At 71.3% G+C, this 25,847-nt stretch carries 27 protein-coding genes, 1 pseudogene and 1 riboswitch; of the genes and pseudogenes, 26 read left to right on the plus strand and 2 right to left on the minus strand.

Annotated elements, in window-relative coordinates; all coding sequences use genetic code 11:
* Positions 1-25: 25 nt before the first annotated feature.
* A complete protein-coding gene (locus tag ACGH7X_RS27870; RefSeq protein WP_399889562.1) occupies positions 26-913 on the minus strand; it encodes an SAM-dependent methyltransferase in 888 nt (295 codons plus the stop codon).
* Positions 914-1,584: 671 nt separating this feature from the next.
* Between ACGH7X_RS27870 and ACGH7X_RS27875 the strand changes: the two genes are divergently transcribed.
* The 17 genes and pseudogenes from ACGH7X_RS27875 (at position 1,585) to ACGH7X_RS27955 (ending at position 14,907) form a co-directional block, all read left to right on the plus strand.
* On the plus strand, positions 1,585-2,181 hold the full coding sequence (locus tag ACGH7X_RS27875) for a hypothetical protein (protein ID WP_399889565.1): 597 nt from the start codon (positions 1,585-1,587) through the stop codon (positions 2,179-2,181).
* A 256-nt stretch (positions 2,182-2,437) separates the two neighbouring features.
* Positions 2,438-2,857 (plus strand): 30S ribosomal protein S16, encoded by a 420-nt coding sequence (gene rpsP / locus ACGH7X_RS27880; RefSeq protein ID WP_399889568.1) that lies wholly within the window; start codon positions 2,438-2,440, stop codon positions 2,855-2,857.
* A gap of 2 nt (positions 2,858-2,859) precedes the next feature.
* Positions 2,860-3,099, plus strand: coding sequence for an RNA-binding protein (locus tag ACGH7X_RS27885; RefSeq protein ID WP_003973401.1), 240 nt, complete (start codon positions 2,860-2,862; stop codon positions 3,097-3,099).
* 153 nt (positions 3,100-3,252) lie between these two features.
* Positions 3,253-3,816: a ribosome maturation factor RimM gene (gene rimM / locus ACGH7X_RS27890; protein ID WP_399889571.1), complete on the plus strand. Its 564-nt coding sequence runs from the start codon at positions 3,253-3,255 to the stop codon at positions 3,814-3,816.
* Entirely contained in the window at positions 3,816-4,649 is an 834-nt protein-coding gene (gene trmD, locus ACGH7X_RS27895; RefSeq protein WP_399889574.1) for a tRNA (guanosine(37)-N1)-methyltransferase TrmD, read from the plus strand. Before rimM ends, trmD begins: the two co-directional genes overlap by 1 nt.
* A gap of 136 nt (positions 4,650-4,785) precedes the next feature.
* Complete coding sequence (gene rplS, locus ACGH7X_RS27900) at positions 4,786-5,136, plus strand: 50S ribosomal protein L19 (protein ID WP_399889577.1); 351 nt, start codon at positions 4,786-4,788, stop codon at positions 5,134-5,136.
* 45 nt (positions 5,137-5,181) lie between these two features.
* Entirely contained in the window at positions 5,182-5,919 is a 738-nt protein-coding gene (gene lepB, locus ACGH7X_RS27905) for a signal peptidase I (protein ID WP_399889580.1), read from the plus strand.
* A pseudogene (gene lepB / locus ACGH7X_RS27910) lies at positions 5,912-6,991 on the plus strand (signal peptidase I); the annotation flags it as partial. The gene lepB (ACGH7X_RS27905) and the pseudogene lepB (ACGH7X_RS27910), both read left to right, overlap by 8 nt.
* Positions 6,885-7,877 carry a signal peptidase I gene (gene lepB / locus ACGH7X_RS27915; RefSeq protein ID WP_399889583.1) on the plus strand — a complete coding sequence of 331 codons (993 nt, stop codon included), beginning with the start codon at positions 6,885-6,887 and terminating at the stop codon, positions 7,875-7,877. The pseudogene lepB (ACGH7X_RS27910) and the gene lepB (ACGH7X_RS27915), both read left to right, overlap by 107 nt.
* A 150-nt stretch (positions 7,878-8,027) precedes the next feature.
* Positions 8,028-8,804, plus strand: a complete 777-nt coding sequence (gene lepB, locus ACGH7X_RS27920; protein WP_399889586.1) for a signal peptidase I — start codon at positions 8,028-8,030, stop codon at positions 8,802-8,804.
* Positions 8,794-9,318 (plus strand): NUDIX hydrolase, encoded by a 525-nt coding sequence (locus ACGH7X_RS27925; protein WP_399889589.1) that lies wholly within the window; start codon positions 8,794-8,796, stop codon positions 9,316-9,318. The genes lepB (ACGH7X_RS27920) and ACGH7X_RS27925 overlap by 11 nt, the downstream gene beginning before the upstream one ends.
* Before the next feature lie 56 nt (positions 9,319-9,374).
* Entirely contained in the window at positions 9,375-9,683 is a 309-nt protein-coding gene (locus ACGH7X_RS27930) for a DUF2469 domain-containing protein (protein WP_003965949.1), read from the plus strand.
* An 88-nt stretch (positions 9,684-9,771) separates the two neighbouring features.
* Positions 9,772-10,134 carry a YraN family protein gene (locus ACGH7X_RS27935; RefSeq protein ID WP_399889592.1) on the plus strand — a complete coding sequence of 121 codons (363 nt, stop codon included), beginning with the start codon at positions 9,772-9,774 and terminating at the stop codon, positions 10,132-10,134.
* Positions 10,134-11,759 (plus strand): YifB family Mg chelatase-like AAA ATPase, encoded by a 1,626-nt coding sequence (locus ACGH7X_RS27940; protein WP_399889595.1) that lies wholly within the window; start codon positions 10,134-10,136, stop codon positions 11,757-11,759. The genes ACGH7X_RS27935 and ACGH7X_RS27940 overlap by 1 nt, the downstream gene beginning before the upstream one ends.
* Entirely contained in the window at positions 11,756-13,084 is a 1,329-nt protein-coding gene (gene dprA / locus ACGH7X_RS27945; RefSeq protein ID WP_399889598.1) for a DNA-processing protein DprA, read from the plus strand. The genes ACGH7X_RS27940 and dprA overlap by 4 nt, the downstream gene beginning before the upstream one ends.
* Before the next feature lie 282 nt (positions 13,085-13,366).
* Positions 13,367-14,209, plus strand: coding sequence for an RNA polymerase sigma factor WhiG (whiG, locus tag ACGH7X_RS27950; protein WP_399889601.1), 843 nt, complete (start codon positions 13,367-13,369; stop codon positions 14,207-14,209).
* Between the two features lie 140 nt (positions 14,210-14,349).
* Positions 14,350-14,907: a TetR/AcrR family transcriptional regulator gene (locus tag ACGH7X_RS27955; RefSeq protein ID WP_399897389.1), complete on the plus strand. Its 558-nt coding sequence runs from the start codon at positions 14,350-14,352 to the stop codon at positions 14,905-14,907.
* On the opposite strand, the gene ACGH7X_RS27960 is transcribed toward ACGH7X_RS27955, so the two are convergent.
* Positions 14,861-15,547, minus strand: a complete 687-nt coding sequence (locus ACGH7X_RS27960) for a murein hydrolase activator EnvC family protein (protein ID WP_399889604.1) — start codon at positions 15,545-15,547, stop codon at positions 14,861-14,863. The genes ACGH7X_RS27955 and ACGH7X_RS27960 overlap by 47 nt on opposite strands.
* Before the next feature lie 272 nt (positions 15,548-15,819).
* On the opposite strand from ACGH7X_RS27960, the gene rpsB reads away from it, so the two are divergent.
* The 9 genes from rpsB to ACGH7X_RS28005 all read left to right on the plus strand — a co-directional run bounded on the left by rpsB (position 15,820) and on the right by ACGH7X_RS28005 (position 25,835).
* Positions 15,820-16,764 (plus strand): 30S ribosomal protein S2, encoded by a 945-nt coding sequence (rpsB, locus tag ACGH7X_RS27965; RefSeq protein ID WP_399889606.1) that lies wholly within the window; start codon positions 15,820-15,822, stop codon positions 16,762-16,764.
* A 94-nt stretch (positions 16,765-16,858) separates the two neighbouring features.
* Positions 16,859-17,695, plus strand: a complete 837-nt coding sequence (gene tsf / locus ACGH7X_RS27970; protein WP_399889609.1) for a translation elongation factor Ts — start codon at positions 16,859-16,861, stop codon at positions 17,693-17,695.
* Positions 17,696-17,901: 206 nt separating this feature from the next.
* Positions 17,902-18,660, plus strand: a complete 759-nt coding sequence (pyrH, locus tag ACGH7X_RS27975) for a UMP kinase (RefSeq protein WP_399889612.1) — start codon at positions 17,902-17,904, stop codon at positions 18,658-18,660.
* A gap of 180 nt (positions 18,661-18,840) precedes the next feature.
* Positions 18,841-19,398 carry a ribosome recycling factor gene (gene frr, locus ACGH7X_RS27980; protein WP_399889615.1) on the plus strand — a complete coding sequence of 186 codons (558 nt, stop codon included), beginning with the start codon at positions 18,841-18,843 and terminating at the stop codon, positions 19,396-19,398.
* On the plus strand, positions 19,398-20,576 hold the full coding sequence (locus tag ACGH7X_RS27985; protein WP_399889618.1) for a phosphatidate cytidylyltransferase: 1,179 nt from the start codon (positions 19,398-19,400) through the stop codon (positions 20,574-20,576). Before frr ends, ACGH7X_RS27985 begins: the two co-directional genes overlap by 1 nt.
* Positions 20,577-20,688: 112 nt before the next feature.
* The gene (gene rlmN / locus ACGH7X_RS27990) at positions 20,689-21,795 is read left to right on the plus strand and encodes a 23S rRNA (adenine(2503)-C(2))-methyltransferase RlmN (RefSeq protein WP_399889621.1); all 1,107 of its coding nucleotides are present in this window, start codon (positions 20,689-20,691) and stop codon (positions 21,793-21,795) included.
* Positions 21,796-21,836: 41 nt separating this feature from the next.
* A riboswitch (TPP riboswitch) is annotated at positions 21,837-21,942 on the plus strand.
* A gap of 80 nt (positions 21,943-22,022) precedes the next feature.
* Positions 22,023-23,105: a thiamine ABC transporter substrate binding subunit gene (locus ACGH7X_RS27995; RefSeq protein ID WP_399889624.1), complete on the plus strand. Its 1,083-nt coding sequence runs from the start codon at positions 22,023-22,025 to the stop codon at positions 23,103-23,105.
* 77 nt (positions 23,106-23,182) lie between these two features.
* Positions 23,183-24,784, plus strand: coding sequence for an ABC transporter permease (locus tag ACGH7X_RS28000; RefSeq protein WP_399889627.1), 1,602 nt, complete (start codon positions 23,183-23,185; stop codon positions 24,782-24,784).
* Between the two features lie 31 nt (positions 24,785-24,815).
* Entirely contained in the window at positions 24,816-25,835 is a 1,020-nt protein-coding gene (locus ACGH7X_RS28005; RefSeq protein WP_399889630.1) for an ABC transporter ATP-binding protein, read from the plus strand.
* Positions 25,836-25,847 lie beyond the last annotated feature (12 nt).

A 25,847-nucleotide genomic window follows, 5' to 3' on the forward strand; every position in this document is an offset into this window, starting at 1 on the left:
GTGCGTGTTCGGTCGGAATCGATCCTTACGGAACTCGGGCGATCAAGTAGCGGAAGACGTTCGGCATCCACACGGTCCCGTCCGGCCGCCGGTGCGGATGCAGCGCCTCGGTCAGCTCCTTGTCGACCTGCTCCTGGTCGGTCGCCGCGACCGCCGCGTCGAACAGCCCCGTCGACAGCAGTCCGCGCACCGCGCTGCCCACGTCCGCGTATCCGAACGGGCACGCCACCCGTCCCGAGCCGTCCGGCCTGAGCCCGGTCCGCTGGGCGACCTCCTCCAGGTCGTCGCGCAGGGCGGGGCGCCAGCTGCCCGCGCCGCGCAACGGGTCGGCGAGTTTGGAGGCCACCCGCAGCACCGAGGTCGTGGCGCACCGCTCCGGCGGGCCCCAGCCGGCCAGCACCACGGCCGCCCCCCGCGCGGCGAGCGGCGTCGCCCGGGCAAGCAGTTCCCCGAGCCCCTCCGAGTCGCCCGCGAGGCACCCGATGGGCTCGAAGGCGGTCACCAGGGTGAACGCCGGCGTCGACGGGTCCGCCGCGTCCTCGGGCGAGCCCTCGACGATCCGTGCCGCGTCCCCACGCGCGCGCGTGCCCCACGCCTCGGGTGGTTCCGGTGACTCGAAGGTCCCGGGCAGCAGTCGCTGCCGTGCCAGGGCCAGGAGCTGCGGAGAGCGGGAGTCGACTCCGGTCACCGCGGCACCGCGCGAGGCCGCCATCAGCAGCGCGAGCCCGGAACCGCAGCCCAGCCCCAGCACCCGGGTGCCGCCGCCCACGTCCAGTCGCTCGTGGACGGCCTCGTAGAGCGGTACGAGCATCCGCTCCTGTATCTCGGACCAGTCACGCGCGCGTGCACGCAGGTCCACGTGAGGGGTCGCCCTCGCGTGAGATGAGTGCTGCCGCACGAGCGTAGGTGTCATAGGAAAGCGCCCCAATCGCCGAGTGTTGCCGCCGTGCCCGATTCCATGGCCCCCGTGCAGTGCGCTCGCACTCCCCCCGTATGCCAGGAAACTCCGGGCTCGCCGTGGCGTCCAGTGGTAGCGGGGCCCGGCTTGCCCGATCCCCGTCACCGTGGCGAGATTTCACTTCCCGGCAACGTGGGCCTGGCCGCGCGGTACTCCGGGTAGCCCCTGCCCGACCCCCGGGCCGGATGGCCGGAACGTGTCGTCGCGCGATGACCGTGGGTGGCCGCGGCGCCGGCGAGGCGGTTTTGGCCAAGGTCACCGGACCCGGCGCCCGTCGTACGGTGCCCGGATGCGGCGGGGGGCGGGGCGGTGCCGCACGCCGGTGGCACACCCGGTAACGTCGCGTCCGTCGAAGCGCCCACTCGGACGACGTCCCTCCGGCGCGACAGCGACCGAAACGCCCCTTGCGCACGCGCGGGTCGCACGCTTCCCGGCGCGTGGACGGCGGCTACGCGCCGGCGCGTACGTCGGACTACGCACCAGCTTGGTACGAGCTGTGAGGCTTCTCCGCAGATCAGCGCACCCGCCCTCGTCGGGACGCATCAGCGGCAACTGACTGGTACGTGCAAATTATTTGGGATGCCCCGGAATAGGAACACAGCGGCACTCCGGCTCGTTGTCATTACGTGAGCACGACACCACCTGTTCTCGCCGCAGAGCTGGCGCAGGCGTGGGCCGACATTCAGCGGCACCACACCGAGCTGCCCGATCTTGCCGCGCCCGAGTCCCTGATCGGAGAGTCGTCGTCCGCCTGCGGGCACGAGCTCTCTTTCGAGCGACTGCTTCATGAGGCAGTCCACGGCATCGCCGCCGCGCGCGGAGTACGCGACACCTCCCGCGCGGGGCGCTACCACAACCGTCGATTCCTCGCGATCGCCGAGGAGTTGGGCCTCGACCACCCCGAGGAGCCGCATCCCAGCAGCGGCTTCTCGCTGGTCACGCTCACCCCCGAGGCGAAGCGCCGCTACCGCCCGACGATCGATCGCCTCCAGCGCGCGCTGAAGGCCCACACCGTCGCCACCGCGACCGACTCGGCCCGCAGCTTCCGCGGTCCGGCCGCCCGCCACGGCTCCTCCGGGGGAGGGGTGCGCGTGAAGGCGGTCTGCGACTGCGGGCGCAACGTGCGGGTCGTCCCGTCGGTGCTGGCCCAGGCCCCGATCATGTGCGGCGGCTGCGGCAAGCCGTTCCGGATCCCGGAGGTGGTCGGCGCGGGTGTGAGCTGACGATCCGGCTGCTCGTGGCAGCCGGATCCGGGCCGGGTCCCGTCGTCCGAGGCCGAGTGGTCCGCCCCGCGGGCGGACCCGGTGCCCTCGGTCCGACGGGCCTGCCCACGTGTGGCACAATGGCTAGCTGTACTCGACAGTCGCACAGGACCCCTCTCTCCTCCGGCTGACGCGTCCATCGGGCACTCGGGTACCGCAACCCCACGCGGCTCTCTCGCCGTGCCCAACCACGTCAAATCCAGGAGAACCCACTCCCGTGGCAGTCAAGATCAAGCTGAAGCGTCTGGGCAAGATCCGTTCGCCTCACTACCGCATCGTCGTCGCCGACTCCCGTACCCGCCGTGACGGCCGGGCCATCGAGGAGATCGGCAAGTACCACCCGACGTACAACCCGTCGGTGATGGAGGTCGACGCCGACCGTGTCGCGTACTGGCTCGGTGTCGGCGCGCAGCCGACCGAGCCCGTGCTCGCCATCCTGAAGAAGACCGGCGACTGGCAGAAGTTCAGGGGCGAGCCCGCCCCGGCTCCGCTGCTCCAGCCGGCCGAGAAGGCGGCCCGCCCGACCTTCGAGGCGATCGGTGGCGAGGACGAGGGCAAGGGTGAGGCGATCACCCAGAAGAAGAAGGCCGACAAGAAGGACGAGGCTGCCGCCGAGTCCGAGTCGACCGAGGCCTGAGCATGCTCGAGGAGGCTCTCGAGCACCTCGTGAAGGGCATCGTCGACAACCCTGACGACGTGCAGGTCGCCTCGCGCAACCTGCGCCGCGGGCGGGTGCTCGAGGTCAGGGTCCACCCCGACGACCTCGGCAAGGTGATCGGCCGCAACGGCCGCACCGCACGCGCTCTGCGCACCGTCGTGGGCGCCATCGGCGGTCGCGGTGTCCGCGTCGACCTGGTCGACGTGGACCACGTCCGCTGACGCCAGAACGCAGCACCGGCTCGGGCCGGGGAAGGCCACTGGGCCGTCCCCGGCCCGTAGTCGTAGGGGCCGTGACCGGCGTCGTACGGGCCGTGGCAGGCGTCGTATGAGCCGAGACCGGCTCGTCGCAGTTCCGACAGGAGATCAAGCACAGTGCAGCTGGTAGTCGCGCGCATCGGCCGCGCCCACGGAATCAAGGGCGAGGTGACCGTCGAGGTCCGCACGGACGAGCCGGAGCTGAGGCTCGGGCCCGGTGCCGTGCTGGCCACCGATCCCGCCTCCACCGGGCCGCTCACCATCGAGACCGGCCGGGTGCACAGCGGCCGCCTCCTGCTGCGCTTCGCCGGCGTCCACGACCGCACCGGAGCCGAGGCGCTGCGCAACACCCTCCTGATCGCCGACGTGGACCCGGACGAGCGGCCCGAGGCCGAGGACGAGTACTACGACCACCAGCTGATCGACCTCGACGTGGTGACCGGGGACGGCGAAGAGGTCGGCCGGATCACCGAGATCTCCCACCTGCCCACGCAGGACCTGTTCGTGGTGGAGCGACCCGACGGCAGCGAGGTCTACGTGCCGTTCGTCTCCGAGATCGTCACCGGGATCGACCTCGACGCGCAGCGCGCGGTCATCGACCCGCCGCCCGGCCTGATCGACGACCGGGCGGAGGTCGCCTCCGCGCGCGAGGACGCCGACGGTCCGGGAGAAGACGCCTGATGCGGCTCGACGTCGTCACGATCTTCCCCGAGTACCTCGAACCGCTGAACGTCTCCCTCGTCGGCAAGGCACGCGCGCGTGGGCAGCTCCACGTCCACGTGCACGACCTGCGCGAGTGGACGTACGACCGCCACAACACGGTCGACGACACCCCCTACGGCGGGGGCCCCGGCATGGTGATGAAGACCGAGCCGTGGGGCGACGCCCTGGACGCCGTCCTGGCCGACGGCTACGAGACCGGCGCCGGCGAGCCCGCCCTCATCGTGCCCACGCCCAGCGGCCGGCCCTTCACCCAGGAACTCGCCGTCCACCTCTCCGAGCGGCCCTGGCTGGTCTTCACGCCCGCCCGCTACGAGGGCATCGACCGCCGCGTCGTCGACGAGTACGCGACCAGGATGCCCGTGTACGAGGTGTCCATCGGCGACTACGTCCTCGCCGGCGGTGAGGCCGCCGTACTGGTCGTCACCGAGGCCGTGGCCCGGCTGCTGCCCGGTGTCCTCGGCAACGCCGAGTCCCACCGGGACGACTCCTTCGCCCCCGGCGCCATGGCCAACCTGCTGGAGGGCCCCGTCCACACCAAGCCGCCGCAGTGGCGCGGGCGCGGCATCCCGGACGTGCTGCTCAGCGGCCACCACGGGAAGATCGCCCGCTGGCGCCGCGACGAGGCCCTGCGGCGCACCACGGCCAACCGGCCCGACCTGATCGAACGGTGCGACCCCGCGGCCTTCGACAAGAAGGACCGCGAGATGCTCTCCATCCTGGGCTGGCAACCCGATCCGGACGGGGAGCCCTACGGTCGATTTTGGCGCAGGACCCCGGGCATGGAAGAATAGGCCGCTGTTGTGCGTCCGTCCGGAGCGCGCCCCTGCCACAGGGGGACACGACGCCCGTCCCGACCCGCACGACCCTGACTCCGAAACACCTAGTTTCCGTTGATGACCTGTGGCATCAGCGAGGAAAGCAGACGAAATGTCCAACCTGCTCGACTCCGTCGACTCCGCGTCGCTGCGCAGCGACGTTCCGGCCTTCCGTCCCGGCGACACCGTCAACGTCCACGTGCGCGTCATCGAGGGCAACCGCTCCCGTGTGCAGCAGTTCAAGGGCGTCGTCATCCGCCGCCAGGGCGCCGGCGTGCGCGAGACCTTCACGGTCCGCAAGGTCTCCTTCTCCGTCGGCGTCGAGCGCACCTTCCCGGTGCACACCCCGATCGTGGAGAAGATCGAGCTCGTCACCCGCGGTGACGTCCGCCGCGCGAAGCTGTACTACCTGCGCGAGCTGCGCGGCAAGGCCGCGAAGATCAAGGAGAAGCGCGAGAGCTGAGCGCCCTCCGAGGTCCGTGCCGGGGCCGGATAACATCTGGCCCCGATGGACACCGAAGCACAGCACACGGAGCGCGACCGCTCCTCCCGCCCTTCCGACTCCGAGCAGCCCTCGGATCCGGAGGGCCCGGAGGAACGGTCGCGTTCCGCGTTCTCGGGGCGGATCAGCGACTGGCTGCCGGGCGGCCGGATCACCGTGACCCTGCTGGTTCTCCTGCTGTTCCTGCTGCTGTTCAGCACCTTCGTGCTGAAGCCGTTCCAGATCCCCAGTGGATCAATGGAGCGCGGATTGAGGATCGGCGACCGGGTTCTCGTAAATAAGTTGGCGTACCGTTTTGACGGCCGGCCGCAGCGGGGCGACATCGTCGTCTTCGACGGCACCGGGCTCTTCGGGCACGGCGACTACATCAAACGCGTTGTCGGTGTGGGTGGGGACCACGTGGTGTGCTGCGACAGGGAGGGGAGGGTCCGGGTGAACGGCCAGTCGGTCGACGAGTCGTCGTTCCTGTACCCGGGCGACCGCCCTTCCACGGTCGGCTTCGACGTCGTCGTCCCCGACGGCACCCTCTTCGTCCTCGGCGACCACCGGGCCGACTCCAGCGACTCCCGCGACCACCTGGGGTCCCCGGGCGGTGGGATGGTCCCGCTGGACGACGTGATCGGCCGCGCCGACTGGATCGTCTGGCCCTTCGGCCACGCCACCCACCTCGACCGCCCCGACGCCTACGCGCGCGTGCCGGAGGCGGAGAGCGGGGCGGAGCACCCCGAGGACGCCGATGGGTAGCCGGGGCAAACCGCGGGGAGCGCCGAGCAGCCCCACGGAGAACCTGCTGCCCACCGGCTCGCGCCGCACCGCCGCGCCGTCCGGTGGCCGCTCGCGCGCCGAGCGCCGCAAACTCCAGCGCAAGGTCAAGCGGCGTCGCAGGCGCGGCGCCGTCAAGGAGATACCTCTCCTCATCGGCGTGGCCGTACTGATAGCGCTGGTGCTGAAGACCTTCCTCGTCCAGGCCTTCGTGATCCCGTCGGGCTCCATGGAGCAGACGATCCGGATCGGCGACCGGGTCCTGGTGGACAAGCTCACGCCCTGGTTCGGCTCCGAGCCGCAGCGCGGGGACGTCGTCGTCTTCCGGGACCCCGGCGGCTGGCTCCAGGGGGAGCAGACCGACAAGAAGGACGACCCCGTCGTCGTCAAGCAGGTCAAGGAAGGCCTCGCCTTCATCGGGCTGCTGCCGTCGGACGACGAGAAGGACCTCATCAAGCGGGTCGTCGGCGTGGGCGGAGACCACGTCAAGTGCTGCGACAAACAGGGCCGCGTCACCGTCAACGGCGTTCCCCTGACCGAGGACTACCTGTATCCCGGCGACACCCCGTCCAGGACGCCGTTCGACGTCACCGTCCCCGAGGGACGGCTGTGGGTGATGGGCGACCACCGCTCCAACTCCGCCGACTCCCGCTTCCACCAGGAGACCGACTTCGGCACGGTGTCCCAGGACGAGGTGGTGGGGCGGGCCATGGTGATCGCGTGGCCGTTCGGTCACTGGACCACCCTGGACGAGCCGAAAACGTACGCGTCCGTGTCCGACTCGGCCTCCGGTTCGACCGCCGCCCCCCGGCTGTCGCATAGGGTTGCCCCCTACGATCCGAACGCGATGATTCAACTCCCGACCCCTGCGGAACTCCCGCTCGTTATGGGAGTGGTGGGCCTGCGTCGTATCCGGGGCAGGCGGCGGCAGAGAGTAAGGAGTTGGCGTGGGGGATGTGGCGGTTGGCGCACGGTCCGGACACGACGGCGAGGAGAACCGCGGACGCCCCGAGGAGACGGCCGCCCCGGTCACGGACGGCGCCCCGGACTCCGGGTACGACTCCGGAACCGAGGACGGCAGGTTGACGAACGGACACAACGGCGGGACCCAGGACGAGGGAGTGGGCGGGACCCCTCCCACCGCGCCCTCCGCGGCCAAGAAGCAGCGCTCCTTCTGGAAGGAGCTGCCCATCCTGATCGGCATCGCGCTGGTGCTCGCCCTGCTGATCAAGACGTTCCTGGTACAGGCGTTCTCGATCCCGTCGTCCTCGATGGAGAACACCCTGCAGATCGGTGACCGGGTTCTGGTCGACAAGCTGACCCCCTGGTTCGGCTCGGAGCCCGAGCGCGGCGAGGTCGTCGTCTTCCACGACCCGGCCGACTGGCTGGCGGGCGAGCCGACACCCGACCCCAATGCGCTGCAGACGGTCCTGAGCTGGATCGGCCTGATGCCGTCCGCGGAAGAGAAGGACCTGATCAAGCGTGTCATCGGCGTCGGCGGCGACACCGTCGAGTGCAACAAGACAGGCCCGCTCAAGGTCAACGGCAAGGCGCTGAACGAGCCGTACGTGTACCCCGGCAACACCCCGTGCTCCGACGACGACCAGGGCGGCCAGTTCAAGGTCAAGGTGCCCCAGGGCAAGATCTGGGTCATGGGCGACCACCGGCAGAACTCCCGGGACTCGCGCTACAACCAGTCGGACGAGAACGGCGGCATGGTCCCGGTGGACCAGGTCGTCGGCCGCGCCATCGTGGTCGCCTGGCCGATGAACCGCTGGGGCACCCTGCCGGTCCCCGACACCTTCGACCAGGACGGGCTCCAGGCCCAGTCCTCGGCCGCCGCCGCGCTGTCGGTGGCGCCCCAGGGCCTGGCCCTCGCCGGCGTCGCCCCGGTCGTCTGGTGGCGCCGTCGCCGCATCGCCCCAGCCGAGACCCGCTGAGGCGCGTCGGATCGTAAGCCCGTCGACGGGGCAGCCCCCTCGACCGCGTGCCGGTCGCGTGCCGACCGCGTGCCGGTCGCCTGACGGCCGTCCTCTGGCCCAGGGGAGGGGGCTGCCCCGTTCGGGTACCGCCGGGTAAGGTGCCGCTCCATGGGTGGCGAGAGCACGACACGTACGGCCCCGCGCGGTGGCGGAGCGAACAAGGGTCCGGTGGGTAGCCGGACCGGGCAGCGGCTGTCCGGACTCGCCGTGGCGCTGGGTCTGGTGCTGTTCCTCGGCGGGTTCGCCTGGGGTGCGGTGGTCTACCGGCCCTACACCGTGCCGACCAGCTCGATGACGCCGACGATCGACGCCGGCGACCGGGTCCTGGCGCAGCGCATCGACGGCGCCGACGTCCACCGCGGCGACGTCGTCGTGTTCAAGGACGCGACCTGGGCCAACGCCCCGATGGTGAAGCGGGTCGTCGCCGTCGGCGGGGACACCGTCTCCTGCTGCCAGAAGGGCAAGCTGAAGGTCAACGGCAAGGTGATCGAGGAGCCGTACCTGCCCGCCGGCACACCGGCCGAGATCAGCGACTTCCAGACCGTGACCGTTCCGGACGGCCGCCTGTTCCTGCTCGGCGACGAGCGCGACAACTCCGTGGACTCCACCGCCCACCTCACCGACGCGGCAGGCGGCACCGTGTCGCGCGGTGCGGTGAACGCCCGCGTCGACGCCGTGGCCTGGCCGATGAACGGCATGCTGGAGCGGCCGACCGGCTTCGAGCCCCTGGGCGGCCTCTCCTCTCCGGGCCCGCTGCGGACGGTCGTCGCGGTGGTGATCGCCGGGGCCGTGCTCATCCTGGGCGGCGCGGCGTACGGCCCCCTCGCCAAGCGGGCCGGGGCCTCGCGGGCCCGAAGCGGAGCGGAGCCCACCGGTGGCCGCTGAGGTGACCCCGGCGGGTCAGGACACCTACGAGGGCGGACTGCGCCGGGTCGCCCGGGTCGTGCTGCTCGACCCCGAGGACCGCATCCTGCTGCTGCACGGGCACGAACCGGACGATCCGGCCGACGACTGGTGGTTCACCCCCGGCGGCGGCGTGGAGGGCGACGAGAGCCGTGAGGAGGCCGCCCGGCGCGAGCTCCTGGAGGAGACCGGCATCACCGACATCGAACTCGGCCCGGTGCTGTGGCGGCGCAGGTGCTCCTTCCCCTTCGCGGGCCGACGCTGGGACCAGGACGAGTGGTACTACCTCGCCCGCACCGCCCAGACCGCCACCGAGGCCGTCGGTCTCACCGAACTGGAGCGGCGCAGCGTCGCCGGAGCGCGCTGGTGGACGTGTCAGGAACTGACCCGGGCCCATGAGACGGTGTATCCGACCAGACTCGCCGGGCTGCTGCGCAAGCTGCTCGACGAAGGTCCCCCGGCCGGGCCGGTGACTCTGGACACCGAAATCGTCTAGGGGCGCACGGGACTGGCGCACAATGGTGGGACCGCACGGCTGAAGGGGAACATGCCATGAGCGCCGAGGACCTCGAAAAGTACGAGACCGAGATGGAGCTCAAGCTCTACCGGGAGTACCGCGATGTCGTCGGTCTGTTCAAATACGTGATCGAGACCGAGCGGCGTTTCTACCTCACCAACGACTACGAGATGCAGGTGCACTCGGTCCAGGGCGAGGTGTTCTTTGAGGTCTCCATGGCGGATGCCTGGGTGTGGGACATGTACCGCCCGGCCCGGTTCGTCAAGCAGGTGCGGGTGCTGACGTTCAAGGACGTGAACATCGAGGAGCTGAACAAGAGCGACCTGGAGCTTCCCGGCGGGTGACGGAGTTTTCCACAACCGGTGAGTAGTTCACCGTGAGTGACGGGATCGGCCCGTTTGCGTGATCGTTGGTGCCGGAGGTGGTGCCGACATGAACGCACGAGGCGCGATGGGCAAGTACGGCGAGACGCTCGCCGCCCGCAGGCTGACCGGGGCCGGAATGACCGTCCTGGAGCGCAACTGGCGCTGCGGCAGGACCGGCGAGATCGACATCGTCGCCCGGGACGGAGACGTCCTGGTCGTCTGCGAGGTCAAGACGCGCAGGGCCGGCTCCTTCGAGCACCCGATGGCCGCCGTGACCCCGGACAAGGCGGAGCGGCTGCGGCGGCTCGCCGAGCGCTGGATCCAGACCCACGGAGGCGCCCCGCCCGGCGGCGTCCGCATCGACCTGGTGGGGGTTCTCCTCCCGCAGCGCGGCGCCCCCGTGGTCGAGCACGCCCGGGGGGTGGCGTGATGGGGTTCGCGCGGACGTGCTCGGTGGCGCTCGTCGGCGTCGAGGGCGTGGTGGTCGAGGTCCAGGCCGACCTCGAGCCGGGCGTGGCGGCGTTCACGCTGGTGGGACTGCCGGACAAGAGCCTGACGGAGAGCCGGGACCGGGTGCGGGCGGCCGTGGTGAACTCCGGGGCGGAATGGCCCCAGAAGAAGCTGACGGTTGGACTCAGTCCGGCCTCGGTGCCCAAGAGCGGCAGCGGCTTCGACATGGCGGTCGCCGCGGCCGTCCTGGGTGCCGCGGAGCGGATCGACCCGCGGGTGCTCGCCGACATCGTGATGATCGGAGAGCTGGGTCTGGACGGCCGGGTGCGACCGGTACGCGGCATCCTGCCGGCGGTCCTGGCCGCGTCCGAGGCCGGCTACGAACAGGTGGTCGTGCCGGAGTGCGCGGCCGCCGAGGCGTCCCTGGTGCCAGGGGTGTCGGTGCTCGGCGTGCGCAGCCTGCGCCAGCTGATCGCCGTCCTCGCCGACGAACCCGTGCCGGAGGAGGAACAGGACGAGCAGGGTCGCCCCGACCCGCTCCTCGCCGGGCTGCGCATGCCCGGCACGGGCGCGGCCACCGGCATGCACAGCATGGGAGCGGCACAGCACGACCACGGCCACGACCTCGCCGACGTCGTCGGCCAGGAGTCGGCACGCACGGCGGTGGAGGTCGCCGCCGCCGGCCGCCATCACCTGTTCCTCGAAGGGCCGCCGGGCGCCGGCAAGACCATGCTCGCGGAACGGCTGCCCGCCATCCTGCCCCGGCTCTGCCGTGCGGAGTCGCTGGAGGTCACCGCCGTGCACTCGGTGGCGGGACTGCTGCCGCCCGGCAAGCCCTTGATCGACGTGGCTCCCTACTGCGCCCCGCACCACTCCGCCACGATGCAGGCCCTCGTCGGGGGCGGCCCCGGCATCGCGCGTCCCGGAGCCGTGTCGCTGGCGCACCGAGGTGTGTTGTTTTTGGATGAAACACCGGAATTCGGCAGCCACGCGCTCGACGCCCTGCGTCAGCCACTGGAGGCCGGGCACGTCGTCATCGCGCGCAGCGCGGGCGTGGTGCGCTTCCCGGCGCGGTTCCTGATGGTGCTCGCCGCCAATCCGTGCCCGTGCGGGCGGTTCTCGCGGACGGACGAGCTGTGCGAGTGCCCGCCCTCGTCGATCCGCCGCTACCAGGCCCGGCTCTCCGGCCCGCTGCTAGACCGGGTCGACCTCCGGGTCGAGGTGGACCGGGTCACGCGCAGCCAGCTGGCGGGGGACGGCCCCCGGGGCGACGCCACCGTGACGGTCGCCGACCGGGTGCGGGCGGCCAGGGATCGAGCGGCCGCACGCCTCGCGGACACCCCGTGGCGGTCGAACAGCGAGGTGCCCGGCCGCGAGCTGCGCAGCCGCTGGCGCGCCGCCCCCGGTGCGCTGGAGGAGGCGGAGCGCAGTCTGGAACGCGGCGTCCTCACCGCCCGCGGCCTCGACCGGGTCCTGCGCGTCGCCTGGACCGTGGCGGACCTCGTCGGCCACGACCGCCCCGACGTACGGGACGTCGCCCTGGCCCTGCAACTGCGAACCGGGGTGCCGCGAGGCGTCCCGATGTCCCTCGGAGTACTGACATGACCGGGGACGCCGCGCCGGCGGGCGGCGACGCCTTGTTCGGCGCGGGCGACGTGTCCTTCGGCGCCGCTGCGGCCGGGGGCGACGCGGCGAGGCGTGACGAGGCAGGGGGCGGTGCCGTGGCGAGGGGCCCCGATCCGGGGGGAGGCGGCGCCGGGGGCACGGGGGTGTGGAGTGACGGGCCGGTGGACGCTGAGTTGCTCGCGCGGGTGTTCCTCGCCCGGGTCATCGAGCCCGGCGACGAGACGGCCGGGCGATGGGTGCGGGAGCGCGGCGTCGTGGAGGTGGCGCGGCGGCTGCGCGAGGGCGGGCGCGCCCTGCCCGGGGTGAGCGAGAAGCGGTGGGCCGGGCTGTGCGCTCGGGCGAGCAGGGCCGACCCCCGACGGGACCTGGCCGTCGCCCGGTCCGCGGGGGCGCGCTTCGTGGCACCCGGGACCGCCGAGTGGCCCGGGCAGCTCGACGACCTCGGCGACGCCCGGCCGCTCGGCCTGTGGGTGCGAGGCGGGCCCAGCCTGCGCATGTGGGCGCTCAGGTCGGTCGCCGTCGTCGGCGCCCGCGCCTGCACCGAGTACGGCGCCCACATGGCGGCCACCCTCGCCGCCGGCCTCGCCGAGCGCGGCTGGGTCGTGGTGTCCGGCGGCGCCTACGGGGTCGACGGCGCCGCCCACCGTGGAGCCCTCGGCGCCGGCGGTGCCACCGCGGCGGTCCTCGCCTGCGGTGTCGACCGCCCCTACCCTCCCGGGCACACCGCCCTGATCACCAGGATCGCCGACCAGGGCCTGGTCGTCGGAGAGCTGCCGCCCGGCGACCATCCGACGCCGAGCAGATTCGTCCTGCGCAACCGCGTGATCGCCGCGCTCACCCGGGGCACCGTGGTCGTTGAGGCCGCCTACCGCAGCGGTTCCCTGGTCACCGCGCGGGCGGCTCGGCGCCTGGGCCGGCACGTGATGGGCGTGCCGGGACCGGCGACCAGCGCGCTCTCCGCGGGCGTGCACGAGTTGCTGCGCGCCGACGCGGTACTCGTCGGCGACGCCGCCGAGGTGGTCGAACTGGTCGGCGACATGGGAGAGCTGCCTCCGGAGCGGCGCGGGCCCATCCTCCCCACCGATCTCCTGGAATCCCGGACCCGCCAGGTGCTGGCGGGGCTCCCCGCGCGGGGAACGGCGACGGCGGCGGAGGTGGCACGCCGGGCCCAGACCACTCAGGACGACGCGATCGCGAGACTGTACGAGCTTCGAGCACTTGGTTACGTCGAACGACACGGCGACGGCTGGAAGTTGACACGCCAGCCGATGATCTCGGTCCGCGGTGGTCGCAGCCCGTGCTGACGCACCGTGTTCGGCCGTCCGGGGGAACCCCGACGCCCGTGGGGATTCCGGCAGTTGGGGTATTCGAGTGATCACCCAGAGCGATCATCGTCCCCCCTGTAGAGCGTTCAGCGGAACGTATCTGCGTACGGCTCCCACCCGCTCCTTCGCGCACCGCGACGGTCCAGTCACGCTACGCTCACGATGACCCCCCACGCAGACGGCCGACAGCAGGCGACAACCAGACAGCAGACCGGCGGCCTCAGGCACACCACATCACGGCAGAACGGCACTAGGCGACGAATGCCCCAGCACACCTCCGGGTCCGACCGGGCGGCGATCCCCCCAGCCGCCCGCGACGGTGGCAGCGTGCGACCGTCCGCCCCCTCGACGCTCGACGAGCTGTGGCGGTCGTACAAGGCGACCGGCGACGAGCGGCTGCGGGAACAGCTGATCCTGCACTACTCGCCCCTCGTGAAGTACGTGGCCGGCCGGGTCAGTGTGGGGCTGCCGCCCAATGTGGAGCAGGCCGACTTCGTCTCCTCCGGGGTGTTCGGGCTGATCGACGCCATCGAGAAGTTCGACGTCGACCGCGAGATCAAGTTCGAGACCTACGCGATCACCCGGATCCGGGGCGCGATGATCGACGAACTGCGGGCGCTGGACTGGATCCCGCGGTCGGTGCGGCAGAAGGCCCGCAACGTGGAGCGCGCGTACGCGACGCTGGAGGCACGGCTGCGGCGTACCCCGTCGGAGGGCGAGGTGGCCGTGGAGATGGGGATCGCGGTGGAGGATCTCCACGCGGTCTTCAGCCAGTTGTCGCTGGCCAACGTGGTGGCTCTGGAGGAGTTGCTGCACGCGGGGAGCGAGGGCGGCGACCGGCTGAGCCTGATGGACACACTGGAGGACACCGCCGCCGACGATCCGGTGGAGGTCGCCGAGGACCGGGAGCTGCGGCGGCTCCTGGCGCGGGCGATCAACACGCTGCCGGAGCGGGAGAAGACCGTCGTCACGCTGTACTACTACGAGGGCCTCACCCTCGCAGAGATCGGGAACGTGCTCGGTGTGACCGAGAGCAGGGTCAGTCAGATTCACACCAAGTCGGTGCTGCAACTGCGCGCCAAGCTGGCCAGTTTCGGCCGCTGACCTGGGCCCAAGGCACGCGATGGGTCCCGCTGGAGACCCCGCTGGTGCCCCTGTCGGCCGTCGTGCTGTCGGGTGAGTGACTCCCGTACGGGGCGGCGCGTCCGTAAAGTGGTGACGTGCCAAGGATTCGAGCGGCCTCTGTGGCCGAGCACCGGTCGATGCAGCGTGCCGCCCTGCTGGACGCGGCACGCTCCCTGCTGTCCGACGGCGGAACGGAGGCGCTGACCTTCCCCGCCCTCGCCGAACGGACGGGGCTCGCCCGGTCGTCCGTCTACGAGTACTTCCGCTCGCGAGCGGCGGTGGTCGAGGAGCTGTGCGCCGTCGACTTCCCGGTCTGGGCCGCGGAGGTCGAGGCGGCGATGGAGCGCGAGGCCGCCCCCGAGGCCAAGGTCGAGGCGTATGTGCGGGGTCAGCTCGACCTGGTCGGCGACCGGCGGCACCGGGCCGTGGTGGCCATCTCCGCGAGTGAGCTGGACGCCGGCGCCCGGGAGAAGATCCGCGCCGCGCACGGCGGGCTGATCGCGATGATCGTTGAGGCGCTGGGGGAGATGGGGCACGCAGAGCCGCGGCTGGCGGCGATGCTGCTCCAGGGCGTCGTGGACGCGGCGGTGCGGCGGATCGAGCTGGGGGCGGCGGAGGATCCGACGGCGATCACCCGGGCGGCGGTCTCCATGGCGTTGCGGGGCGTACGGGGCTGATCGCCGCACCGTCGGGCAGCGGCACTCCCAGCACCGGCAGCAGTCTCGACGGACCCGCGTTCAGCAGCCACGGCGGGAGCAGGGAGAGCGGGTTCAGATAGACCTCGCCGCGCAGCAGGCCCCAGTGCAGGCAGGCCGTGCAGTGGGAGCCCGTCGGTGCCACCGTGCCGAGCACCTCGCCCGCCGCCACCTCGTCGCCCTTCTTCACCGACACCTCGACCGGCTCGTACGTCGTCCGCAGAGGTGGGTCACCCGTTCCCGTCAGTTCCAGTGAGACGACGCCCCTGCCCGCCACTCGCCCCGCGAACGACACCCGCCCCGCCGCCACCGCCCGCACCGGGGCCCCGCCCGCCGCGGCGAGGTCCACGCCGCGGTGGCCCGGGCCGTAGGGGGTCGCCGGGGGCTCCCAGCGCCGCAGGACGGCGGGCCGGCCGCCGACCGGCCAGAGCCCGGCCACGGCCGGCACCGCCGGGTCCGGGGCCCTTGGTCCGGCGTCCGCCGCCCGCGCCGCCGACGCCGCCGGCACCCCTCGCATCGCGGTCGCGGTCGCCGCCGGCGCAGGACGCGGCGGCCCCGGGGCCAGGACGGTCAGCAGCAGTACCACCCACGCACACGCACTCGCACATCGCCTCGTTCGCATGCGAGCACCGTCCCGCATCAGGGCCGATCGCCGTCCGGCCCTGTGGACCGCGCCCCGGTTGTGGACAGCCGCGTCACCCGGTACCCCGCGGGTCCCGTACACTTCTGGTGGCGATCCGGGTCACCGGGTCGACTTCGCACGCCCCGGCACGAGCCCCCTCAAGGCTGGTGTCAGCGCCCCTCGGTCCCTTGTGGCACGGCGCATCGCGGGCGTCAGGCGCGGGAGCCGTCCGGCTCGCGCGGCACAACCGAGTAAATCAAGGAGATACGGCCATGGCCGTCGTCACGATGCGGGAGCTGCTGGAAAGCGGCGTCCACTTCGGTCACCAGACCCGTCGTTGGAACCCGAAGATGAAGCGCTTCATCTTCACGGAGCGCAACGGCATCTACATCATCGACCTGCTCCAGTCGCTGTCGTACATCGACCGCGCCTACGAGTTCGTCAAGGAGACCGTCGCCCACGGCGGCACGGTCATGTTCGTCGGCACGAAGAAGCAGGCGCAGGAGGCCATCGCCGAGCAGGCCACCCGCGTCGGCATGCCCTACGTCAACCAGCGCTGGCTGGGCGGCATGCTCACCAACTTCTCGACCGTCTACAAGCGCCTGCAGCGCCTGAAGGAGCTCGAGCAGATCGACTTCGAGGACGTGGCCGCCTCCGGCCTCACCAAGAAGGAGCTGCTGGTCCTCTCCCGCGAGAAGGCCAAGCTGGAGAAGACCCTCGGCGGTATCCGCGAGATGTCCAAGGTGCCCAGCGCCGTCTGGATCGTGGACACCAAGAAGGAGCACATCGCGGTCGGCGAGGCCCGGAAGCTCAACATCCCGGTCGTCGCCATCCTCGACACCAACTGCGACCCCGACGAGGTCGACTACAAGATCCCGGGCAACGACGACGCGATCCGCTCCGTCACCCTGCTCACCCGCGTGATCGCCGACGCCGTCGCCGAGGGCCTCATCGCCCGTTCCGGTGCCGCCGGCGGTGCCAAGGGTGACAAGGCCGCCGGCGAGCCGCTCGCCGCGTGGGAGCGCGACCTGCTCGAGGGCGAGAAGGCCGAGAAGAAGGACGACGCCGAAGCCGAGGCCGGCGAGAAGCCCGCCGAGGCTCCGGCTGCCGACGCCGCCGCCGAGGCTCCCGCCGAGGAGGCCCCGGCCGCCGAGGCCCCCGCCACGGAGGCCCCCGCTGCCGAGGAGGCCCCGGCCACGGACGCCGAGCAGGCCTGACCCTCACCACCTTCGGGTTCTGGACGGCGGGGGCCCACGAAGCCCCCGCCGTCCGGCCCGTAGATCTTCAGACTTCGAGAGAGATTCCGGAATCATGGCGAACTACACCGCCGCCGACGTCAAGAAGCTCCGCGAGCTCACCGGCGCCGGCATGATGGACTGCAAGAAGGCGCTGGACGAGGCCGAGGGCAACGTCGAGAAGGCCGTCGAGGCGCTCCGCATCAAGGGCCAGAAGGGCGTCGCCAAGCGCGAGGGCCGTTCTGCCGAGAACGGCGCCGTCGTCTCGGTCATCGCCGACGACAACACCTCGGGTGTCATCGTCGAGCTGAAGTGCGAGACGGACTTCGTCGCCAAGGGCGAGAAGTTCCAGAACGTCGCCAAGGCCATCGCCGACCACGTCGCCAAGGCCGCCCCGGCCGACCTCGAGGCGCTCCTCGCCTCCGAGATCGAGTCCGGCAAGACCGTCCAGGCGTACGTGGACGAGGCCAACGCCAACCTCGGCGAGAAGATCGTCCTGGACCGCTTCGCGCAGTTCTCCGGCGGCTTCGTGACCGCGTACATGCACCGCACGATGCCCGACCTGCCCCCGCAGATCGGTGTTCTCGTCGAGCTGGACAAGCCCAACGCCGAGCTGGCCAAGGGTGTCGCCCAGCACATCGCCGCCTTCGCGCCGAAGTACCTCTCCAAGGAGGACGTCCCGGCCGAGGTCGTCGAGTCCGAGCGCCGCGTCGCCGAGGAGACCACCCGCGCCGAGGGCAAGCCCGAGGCCGCCCTGCCGAAGATCGTCGAGGGTCGCCTCAACGGCTTCTTCAAGGACGCCACCCTGCTCGGCCAGCCCTACGCCCTGGACAACAAGAAGTCCGTCCAGAAGGTGCTCGAGGAGGCCGGTGTCAGCCTGAAGCGCTTCTCGCGCATCAAGGTCGGCATCTGAGTCCGTACCGCGACGGACGCGCGACCCCGGTAGGGTCGACGGCAGTCGTCGCCGCCGTTCGTGTACGCGGTCGTGTGTGCGCGCGTGGCGGCGGGCGACAGCAGATCTGACGAGGAGGCCATTGCCGCGTATGGGATGCGAAACACGCCCCCACCGGCAGTGGCCTTCTTCGTGTGTGTGACCCACGTAGAAGAGGCGAGATCTCCATGACCACCCAGGCCGAGAAGAGCGACGACGGCAAAGTACGCGGCCGCTTCATGCTGAAGCTGTCCGGAGAGGCCTTCTCCGGCGGCGGGGGCCTGGGCGTCGACCCCGACGTGGTGCACGCCATCGCGCGCGAGATCGCGGCCGTCGTACGCGACGGCGCGCAGGTCGCCATCGTCATCGGCGGCGGCAACTTCTTCCGCGGCGCCGAACTGCAGGTGCGCGGCATGGACCGCGCCCGTTCCGACTACATGGGCATGCTCGGCACCGTGATGAACTGCCTGGCCCTCCAGGACTTCCTGGAGAAGGAGGGCGTCGACTGCCGTGTGCAGACCGCCATCACCATGGGCCAGGTCGCCGAGCCGTACATCCCGCTGCGCGCCGTGCGCCACCTGGAGAAGGGCCGCGTGGTCATCTTCGGCGCCGGCATGGGCATGCCCTACTTCTCCACCGACACCACCGCCGCCCAGCGCGCCCTCGAGATCGACGCCGAGGCCCTGCTCATGGGCAAGAACGGCGTGGACGGGGTCTACGACTCCGACCCGAAGACCAACCCGGACGCCGTGAAGTTCGACGCGCTCGGCTACGGCGAGGTCATCACCCAGAACCTGAAGGTCGCCGACGCGACGGCCGTCACGCTCTGCCGCGACAACAGCCTCCCCATCGTGGTCTTCGAGCTGCTGAAGGAGGGCAATATCGCCCGCGCCGTAAAGGGTGAGAAGATCGGCACGCTTGTGGGTGACCAGGGCAGCCGGGACTGACCGGAGAACACCCCCCGTCCGCGGACGCCACCTGTCCGGGGGACGGACGGGACGGGGCCGGGCCGGGGGATGGACAATGTCCCACCGGTCGGGAACCGTGCAGGAAGAACGCGACGCAGCCGGCCGCCGACCCGTCAGGGAACCGCAGCCGGGCCTACTCAAGACACGCAGGAGCAAGTGGTGATCGAAGAGACCCTCCTCGAGGCCGAGGAGAAGATGGAGAAGGCCGTCGTGGTCGCCAAGGAGGACTTCGCCGCGATCCGCACCGGCCGTGCGCACCCGGCGATGTTCAACAAGATCGTGGCCGACTACTACGGCGCGCCGACGCCGATCAACCAGCTGGCCTCGTTCTCCGTGCCCGAGCCGCGCATGGCCGTGGTGACCCCCTTCGACAAGACGGCCCTGCGCAACATCGAGCAGGCGATCCGCGACTCCGACCTGGGCGTCAACCCGAGCAATGACGGCAACATCATCCGGGTGGTGTTCCCCGACCTCACCGAGGAGCGCCGCCGCGAGTACATCAAGGTCGCCAAGAGCAAGGCCGAGGACTCCAAGGTCTCGATCCGCTCCGTGCGCCGCAAGGCCAAGGACGCCATCGACAAGATGGTCAAGGACGGCGAGGTCGGCGAGGACGAGGGCCGCCGTGCGGAGAAGGAGCTCGACGACACCACCGCCAAGTACGTTGCCCAGGTGGACGAGCTCCTGAAGCACAAGGAAGCGGAACTGCTCGAAGTCTGATGAACGACTCTTCCTGGGGAGCGCCGCCACAAGCCGGGTACTGGGGGCCGTCCGACCAGGGACCTGCCCAGGGCGCCGACCCGGCGGGTCCCGCGTACGATGCGCACTACGCGCAGCAGACTCGCCCCATGCCGATCGTGCCCGACGTACCCGAACACGGCCATGACCAGGACGACGACCAGGGGACCGCTCGGCTGAGTGGTCCCCTGTTCCGGGACGAGCCGTTCCACGACCAGCCCGCTCGCGACGAGCCGTATCGCGGCCAGAACCCGTCGGCGCAGCCGTATGCGGTGGTGCCGCAGAATCCGGAGCCCATGCCCGACGCCCCGCACCCGGCGCAGCCCCAGCCGTCGCCGCAGAAGAAGAGCGCGGGGCGCGACCTGGGTGCGGCGATAGGGGTCGGCGTCGGGCTCGGCGTGGTGATCGTCGCGTCGCTGTTCGTCGTCAAGGCCGTCTTCGTCGGCGTGATCGCGGTCGCCGTCGTGGTGGGGCTGTGGGAGCTGACCAAGCGGCTCGAGGAGCGCAAGGGCATCAAGGCACCCCTCGTGCCGCTCGCGATCGGCGGCGCGGCGATGGTGGTCGCCGGCTACGCGCGCGGCGCCGAGGGCGCCTGGGTCGCCATGGCGCTCACCGCGCTCGCGGTCCTCGTGTGGCGGATGACCGAGCCGCCCGAGGGCTACCTCAAGGACGTCACGGCAGGCCTGTTCGCGGCGTTCTACGTGCCGTTCCTGGCCACGTTCGTCGCCATGATGCTGATGGCGGACGACGGTGCCTGGCGGGTCCTGGTCTTCCTGATACTGACGGTCGTCAGCGACACCGGCGCCTACGCCGTCGGCTGGCGCTTCGGCAGGACCAAGCTGGCCCCGCGCATCAGCCCCGGCAAGACCCGCGAGGGCCTGCTGGGAGCGGTGGCGTTCGCGATGGTGGCGGGCGCGCTGTGCGTGCAGTTCCTGATCGACGACGGCACCTGGTGGCAGGGTCTGCTGCTCGGCCTCGCCGTCGCCGTCAGCGCGACCCTGGGCGACCTCGGCGAGTCCATGATCAAGCGCGACCTCGGCATCAAGGACATGGGCACCCTCCTGCCGGGCCACGGCGGCATCATGGACCGCCTGGACTCGCTCCTGCCGACGGCACCGGTGGTGTGGCTGCTGTTCGTGATCTTCGTCGGGTCCGGCTGACCCGGTCGCTGCTCCTGGCAGGATCGGCCTGACCTGCTGGTTCTTCGGAGAGGGACCCGTTGTCCACAGGGCGGCGAGTCCCTCTCCGTATGTCTGCGACACTGGTATGGCCATGCCTAAGCCCGGAGAACTCACATTCGTCGCCCCCCGCGCAGCCAAGAAGCCGCCGCGGCACCTCGCCGACCTCACGCCCGCCGAGCGCAAGCAGGCTGTCGCCGCGATCGGTGAGAAGCCGTTTCGCGCGAAGCAGCTCTCGCAGCACTACTTCGCGCGGTACGCGCACGACCCCGAGCAGTGGACCGACATCCCCGCCGGTTCCCGCCAGGGGCTCCGGGAGGCGCTGCTGCCCGAGCTGATGACGGTCGTGCGGCACCTGTCCACCGACGAGGGGACCACGCGCAAGACGCTGTGGAAGCTGTTCGACGGGACGCTCGTCGAGTCCGTCCTCATGCGCTACCCGGACCGGGTGACCATGTGCATCAGCTCCCAGGCCGGCTGCGGCATGAACTGCCCGTTCTGCGCCACCGGCCAGGCCGGCCTCGACCGGAACCTGTCGACCGCCGAGATCGTGCACCAGATCGTGGACGGCATGCGGGCGCTCAGGGACGGTGAGGTCCCGGGAGGCCCCGCGCGGCTCAGCAACATCGTGTTCATGGGCATGGGCGAGCCCCTCGCCAACTACAACCGCGTCATCGGCTCCATCCGCCGCCTCACCGACCCCGAGCCGGACGGGCTGGGGCTCTCCCAGCGCGGCATCACCGTCTCCACGGTCGGCCTCGTCCCGGCGATCCACCGCTTCGCGGACGAGGGCTTCAAGTGCCGCCTCGCCATCTCGCTGCACGCGCCCGACGACGAGCTGCGCGACACCCTCGTCCCGGTCAACACGCGGTGGAAGGTGCGCGAGGTGCTGGACAGCGGGTTCGAGTACGCGGCGAGGTCCGGGCGCCGGCTGTCCATCGAGTACGCGCTGATCCGGGACATCAACGACCAGGCGTGGCGCGGTGACCGTCTCGGGCGGCTGCTCAAGGGCAGGCCCGTGCACGTGAACCTGATCCCGCTCAACCCCACGCCCGGCTCCAAGTGGACCGCCTCGCGGCCCGAGGACGAGAAGGCGTTCGTGGAGGCGATCGCGGCGCACGGTGTGCCGGTGACGATCCGGGACACCCGTGGGCAGGAGATCGACGGGGCGTGTGGTCAGCTCGCCGCCAGCGAGCGGTAACCTGAGCGGCGTCAGTACATCCGCACAGTAATCACATCTTCATATTCCGACAGGGGAGCGCCACAGCGCTGAGAGTGCGGCACCGGCCGCAGACCCTCCGAACCTGGCCCAGGTCATTCTGGGTAGGGAGATCGGTCACCACTCGAGCTGTTGCGCCCTGCCCGGGACCCCCACCAGGGGGCTGCGGGCGGGGCCGCGTCTTCTCCTGGTCACCCAGGAGGAATTCAGTGAGCATCACCAAGAAGGTCGGCGTCCTGGCCGTCGGGCTCGGCATGGTCGGCACGCTGGCCGCCTGCGGCTCGTCGTCCGACGACGCCGGCTCCGCCGACTCCAAGACCGTGACCCTGGTCAGCCACGACTCGTGGGCCGCGTCCAAGGACGTCATCGCGGCCTTCGAGAAGAACTCCGGCTACAAGGTCAAGGTGCTGGAGGACGGCGACGCCGGTCAGGCCGTCAACAAGGCCGTCCTCACCAAGGACAACCCCCAGGGCGACGTCTTCTTCGGCGTCGACAACACCCTGCTGTCCCGCGCCCTCGACAACGGCCTGTTCCAGCCGTACGAGGCGAAGGGCTCCGACCTGGTCGTGCCCAAGTACCGGGCCGACCAGGACAAGCACCGGGTCACGCCCATCGACACCGGCGAGATCTGCGTCAACTACGACAAGGCGTACTTCGGCGAGCACGACCTGACCCCGCCCAAGTCCTTCGACGACCTGGTCAAGCCCGAGTACAAGGACCTGCTCGTCACCGAGAACGCGGGCAGTTCCTCGCCCGGCCTCGGCTTCCTGCTCGGCACCGCCGCCAAGTACGGCGACGAGGGCTGGCAGGACTACTGGAAGAAGCTCAAGGACAACGGCGTCAAGGTCGTCGACAGCTGGGAGCAGGCGTACAACGAGGAGTTCTCCGGCTCGTCCGGCGGCAAGAAGGCCAAGGGCGACCGCCCGCTCGTCGTCTCCTACGCCTCCTCCCCGCCCGCCGAGGTCATCTACGCCGACCCGCAGCCGGCCACCGCACCGACGGGCGTAGCCACCGGCACCTGCTTCCGCCAGGTCGAGTACGCGGGCCTGCTCAGCAACGCCAAGAACCCCGAGGGCGGCAAGGCGCTCCTCGACTTCCTGCTCAGCAAGACCTTCCAGGACGACATGCCGCTGAACATGTTCGTCTACCCGGTGCGGGAGGGCGCGCAGATCCCCCAGTCGTTCGCGAAGTACGGGCCGCAGGCGAAGGACCCGGAGACCCTGGACCCGGCGAAGATCGCCGACAACCGCGACCAGTGGGTCAAGTCGTGGACCTCACTCGTACTGAAGTGACCGGAGCGGGCGACACGAAGGCCCCGCGAGACAGCCGTCGCGGGAGCCTTCGCGGGAGCGCGGCGCGGCTCGCCCTGATGGCCGTGCCCGTCGCGTTCTTCGCGGTGTTCTTCGCCTACCCCGTGGCCGCGATCGTCGCGCGCGGACTCGAGGTCGACGGGGTCTGGCGGTTCGGCCGGATCGGGGACGTGCTCGCCCAGTCCGACGTCCGGCACGTGCTGTGGTTCACCACCTGGCAGGCGCTGGCCTCCACCGCGCTCACACTGCTGATCGCGCTGCCCGGCGCCTACGTCTTCGCCCGTTTCGACTTCCCCGGCAAACAGGTGCTGCGGGCCGTGGTCACCGTGCCGTTCGTGCTGCCCACGGTCGTCGTCGGCACGGCGTTCCTCGCCCTGGTCGGGCGCGGCGGGCTGCTGGACGAGCTGTGGGGCCTGCGCCTGGACACCACGGTGTGGGCGATCCTGCTCGCGCATGTCTTCTTCAACTACGCCGTCGTCGTACGCACCGTCGGCGGCCTGTGGTCGCAGCTCGACCCGCGGCAGGAGGAGGCCGCGCGGATGCTCGGCGCCTCGCGGCTGAAGGCCTGGCGGCAGGTCACCCTGCCCGCGCTGGCGCCCGCCGTGGCCGCCGCCGCGCTGATGGTGTTCCTGTTCACCTTCACCTCCTTCGGTGTCGTCCAGATCCTCGGCGGGCCCACCTTCTCCACGCTGGAGGTGGAGATCTACCGCCAGACCTCGCAGGTCTTCGACCTGTCCACGGCGGCCGTACTGACGCTGATCCAGTTCGCGGCGGTCGTCGCCGTCCTCGCCGTGCACGCCTGGACGGTACGGCGGCGTGAGACCGCCCTCAGGCTGGTGGACGCGGCCGCGACCGCCCGCCGGCCGCGCGGGGCCGGGCAGTGGGCACTGCTCGCCGGGGTCCTGGCCGTCATCGTCGTCCTGCTGGTGCTGCCGCTCGCGGTGCTGGTCCAGCGGTCGCTGGGCGCCTCCGGCTTCGGCTACTACCGGGCGCTGACCCGGGAGGACGGCGGCACCTTCCTCGTCCCGCCGATCGAGGCGATCGGCAACTCCCTCCAGTACGCCCTCGCCGCCACCGCCATCGCCGTGGTGATCGGCGCGCTGGCCGCGACCGCGCTCACCCGGCGCGACGCCGGCCGGTTCGGGCGCGGGTTCGACGCGCTGCTGATGCTGCCGCTCGGGGTGTCGGCGGTGACGGTCGGCTTCGGTTTCCTGATCGCGCTGGACGAACCCCCGCTGGACCTGAGGTCCTCGTGGATCCTGGTGCCGCTCGCGCAGGCCCTGGTGGGCGTCCCCTTCGTCGTACGGACCATGCTGCCGGTGCTGCGGGCGGTGGACGGACGGCTGCGGGAGGCGGCGGCGGTGCTGGGCGCGTCGCCGTGGCGGGTGTGGCGTGAAGTGGACCTTCCGATGGTGCGGCGCGCTCTGCTGGTCGCGGCCGGGTTCGCCTTCGCGGTGTCCCTCGGGGAGTTCGGGGCGACCGTGTTCCTCGCACGACCCGACAACCCGACGCTGCCGGTTGCCGTGGCGCGGTTGCTGGGGCGGCCCGGGGACATGAACTACGGCCAGGCAATGGCCCTTTCGACGATTCTGATGCTGGTGTGCGCCGTGGCCCTGGTGGTGCTGGAGCGGCTGCGGACCGACCGGAGCGGGGAGTTCTAGAGATGCGCCTAGGTTTGCGGGTGATCCAGGGATGCTGCTGAGCCTTGAGGGCGCGACCGTTCGCTTCGGCGGGCGGGCCGTGCTCGACGACGTCGACCTGGGGGTCGCCGAGCACGAGGTGGTGTGCGTGCTCGGGCCCAGCGGCAGCGGCAAGTCGACGCTTCTGCGGGCGGTCGCCGGGCTCCAGCCGATGGACGCCGGACGGGTTTCGCTCGACGGGCGGGACCAGTCCGGGGTGCCCGCGCACAAGCGTGAGGTCGGGCTGATGTTCCAGGACCACCAGCTGTTCCCGCAGCGGGACGTGGCCGGAAACATCGCCTTCGGGCCGCGGATGCGCGGCGCTTCCCGCGCGGAACAGCGGGCCCGGGTCGGGGAGTTGCTGGAGCTGGTCGGGCTGCCGGGCGCCGCCCGCCGGTCCGTCGCCGCGCTCTCCGGCGGTGAGCAGCAGCGGGTGGCGCTGGCCCGGGCCCTCGCGCCCCGGCCCCGGCTGCTGATGCTGGACGAGCCGCTCGGCCAGCTCGACCGCTCACTGCGGGAGCGCCTCGTGGTCGAACTGCGGGAATTGTTCGGCCGGTTGGGCACCACCGTGCTCGCCGTCACGCACGACCAGGGCGAGGCCTTCGCGCTCGCCGACCGGGTCGTGGTGATGCGGGACGGGCGGATCGCCCAGTCGGGTACGCCCCTTGAGGTGTGGCAGCGGCCGGCGGACGCGTTCGTGGCCCGCTTCCTCGGCTTCGACAACGTGGTCGAGGCCTCCGTCGCCGGGCAGGCCGCGGACACCCCGTGGGGCAAGGTACCGGTCCCCGAGGACGCCCCGCAGGGCGTGCGGACGCTGCTCGTGCGGCCGGCCGGCATCCGTGTCGTCCCCGCCGACGAGGGCCTGCGCTGCACGGTCACGGCGCGCACCTTCCGCGGCACCCACGTCGCCGTCCACCTCCAGCCCGAGGACGCGCCCCGCCTGGAGGCGGCGTGCGCGCTGCGCTCGGCCCCGGAGGTCGGGGACGCGGTGGGAGTGGAGTTCGACGCGGCGGAAATCGTCGTGCTGGGCTGATCGTTGCGCTCG

The organism is Streptomyces sp. BBFR51 (genome assembly GCF_044591655.1).
Lineage (GTDB): Bacteria > Actinomycetota > Actinomycetes > Streptomycetales > Streptomycetaceae > Streptomyces.

Excerpts from the sequence above, each read along its gene's own strand:
- ACGH7X_RS27870 (WP_399889562.1), bottom strand. The coding sequence starts at position 913 with ATGACACCTACGCTCGTGCGGCAGCACTCATCTCACGCGAGGGCGACC.
- ACGH7X_RS27885 (WP_003973401.1), top strand. The coding sequence starts at position 2,860 with ATGCTCGAGGAGGCTCTCGAGCACCTCGTGAAGGGCATCGTCGACAAC.
- trmD (WP_399889574.1), top strand. The coding sequence starts at position 3,816 with ATGCGGCTCGACGTCGTCACGATCTTCCCCGAGTACCTCGAACCGCTG.
- rplS (WP_399889577.1), top strand. The coding sequence starts at position 4,786 with ATGTCCAACCTGCTCGACTCCGTCGACTCCGCGTCGCTGCGCAGCGAC.
- lepB (WP_399889580.1), top strand. The coding sequence starts at position 5,182 with ATGGACACCGAAGCACAGCACACGGAGCGCGACCGCTCCTCCCGCCCT.
- lepB (WP_399889586.1), top strand. The coding sequence starts at position 8,028 with ATGGGTGGCGAGAGCACGACACGTACGGCCCCGCGCGGTGGCGGAGCG.
- ACGH7X_RS27930 (WP_003965949.1), top strand. The coding sequence starts at position 9,375 with ATGAGCGCCGAGGACCTCGAAAAGTACGAGACCGAGATGGAGCTCAAG.
- ACGH7X_RS27935 (WP_399889592.1), top strand. The coding sequence starts at position 9,772 with ATGAACGCACGAGGCGCGATGGGCAAGTACGGCGAGACGCTCGCCGCC.
- ACGH7X_RS27940 (WP_399889595.1), top strand. The coding sequence starts at position 10,134 with ATGGGGTTCGCGCGGACGTGCTCGGTGGCGCTCGTCGGCGTCGAGGGC.
- dprA (WP_399889598.1), top strand. The coding sequence starts at position 11,756 with ATGACCGGGGACGCCGCGCCGGCGGGCGGCGACGCCTTGTTCGGCGCG.
- whiG (WP_399889601.1), top strand. The coding sequence starts at position 13,367 with ATGCCCCAGCACACCTCCGGGTCCGACCGGGCGGCGATCCCCCCAGCC.
- ACGH7X_RS27960 (WP_399889604.1), bottom strand. The coding sequence starts at position 15,547 with ATGCGAACGAGGCGATGTGCGAGTGCGTGTGCGTGGGTGGTACTGCTG.
- rpsB (WP_399889606.1), top strand. The coding sequence starts at position 15,820 with ATGGCCGTCGTCACGATGCGGGAGCTGCTGGAAAGCGGCGTCCACTTC.
- tsf (WP_399889609.1), top strand. The coding sequence starts at position 16,859 with ATGGCGAACTACACCGCCGCCGACGTCAAGAAGCTCCGCGAGCTCACC.
- pyrH (WP_399889612.1), top strand. The coding sequence starts at position 17,902 with ATGACCACCCAGGCCGAGAAGAGCGACGACGGCAAAGTACGCGGCCGC.
- ACGH7X_RS27985 (WP_399889618.1), top strand. The coding sequence starts at position 19,398 with ATGAACGACTCTTCCTGGGGAGCGCCGCCACAAGCCGGGTACTGGGGG.
- rlmN (WP_399889621.1), top strand. The coding sequence starts at position 20,689 with ATGCCTAAGCCCGGAGAACTCACATTCGTCGCCCCCCGCGCAGCCAAG.
- ACGH7X_RS28000 (WP_399889627.1), top strand. The coding sequence starts at position 23,183 with ATGGCCGTGCCCGTCGCGTTCTTCGCGGTGTTCTTCGCCTACCCCGTG.
- ACGH7X_RS28005 (WP_399889630.1), top strand. The coding sequence starts at position 24,816 with ATGCTGCTGAGCCTTGAGGGCGCGACCGTTCGCTTCGGCGGGCGGGCC.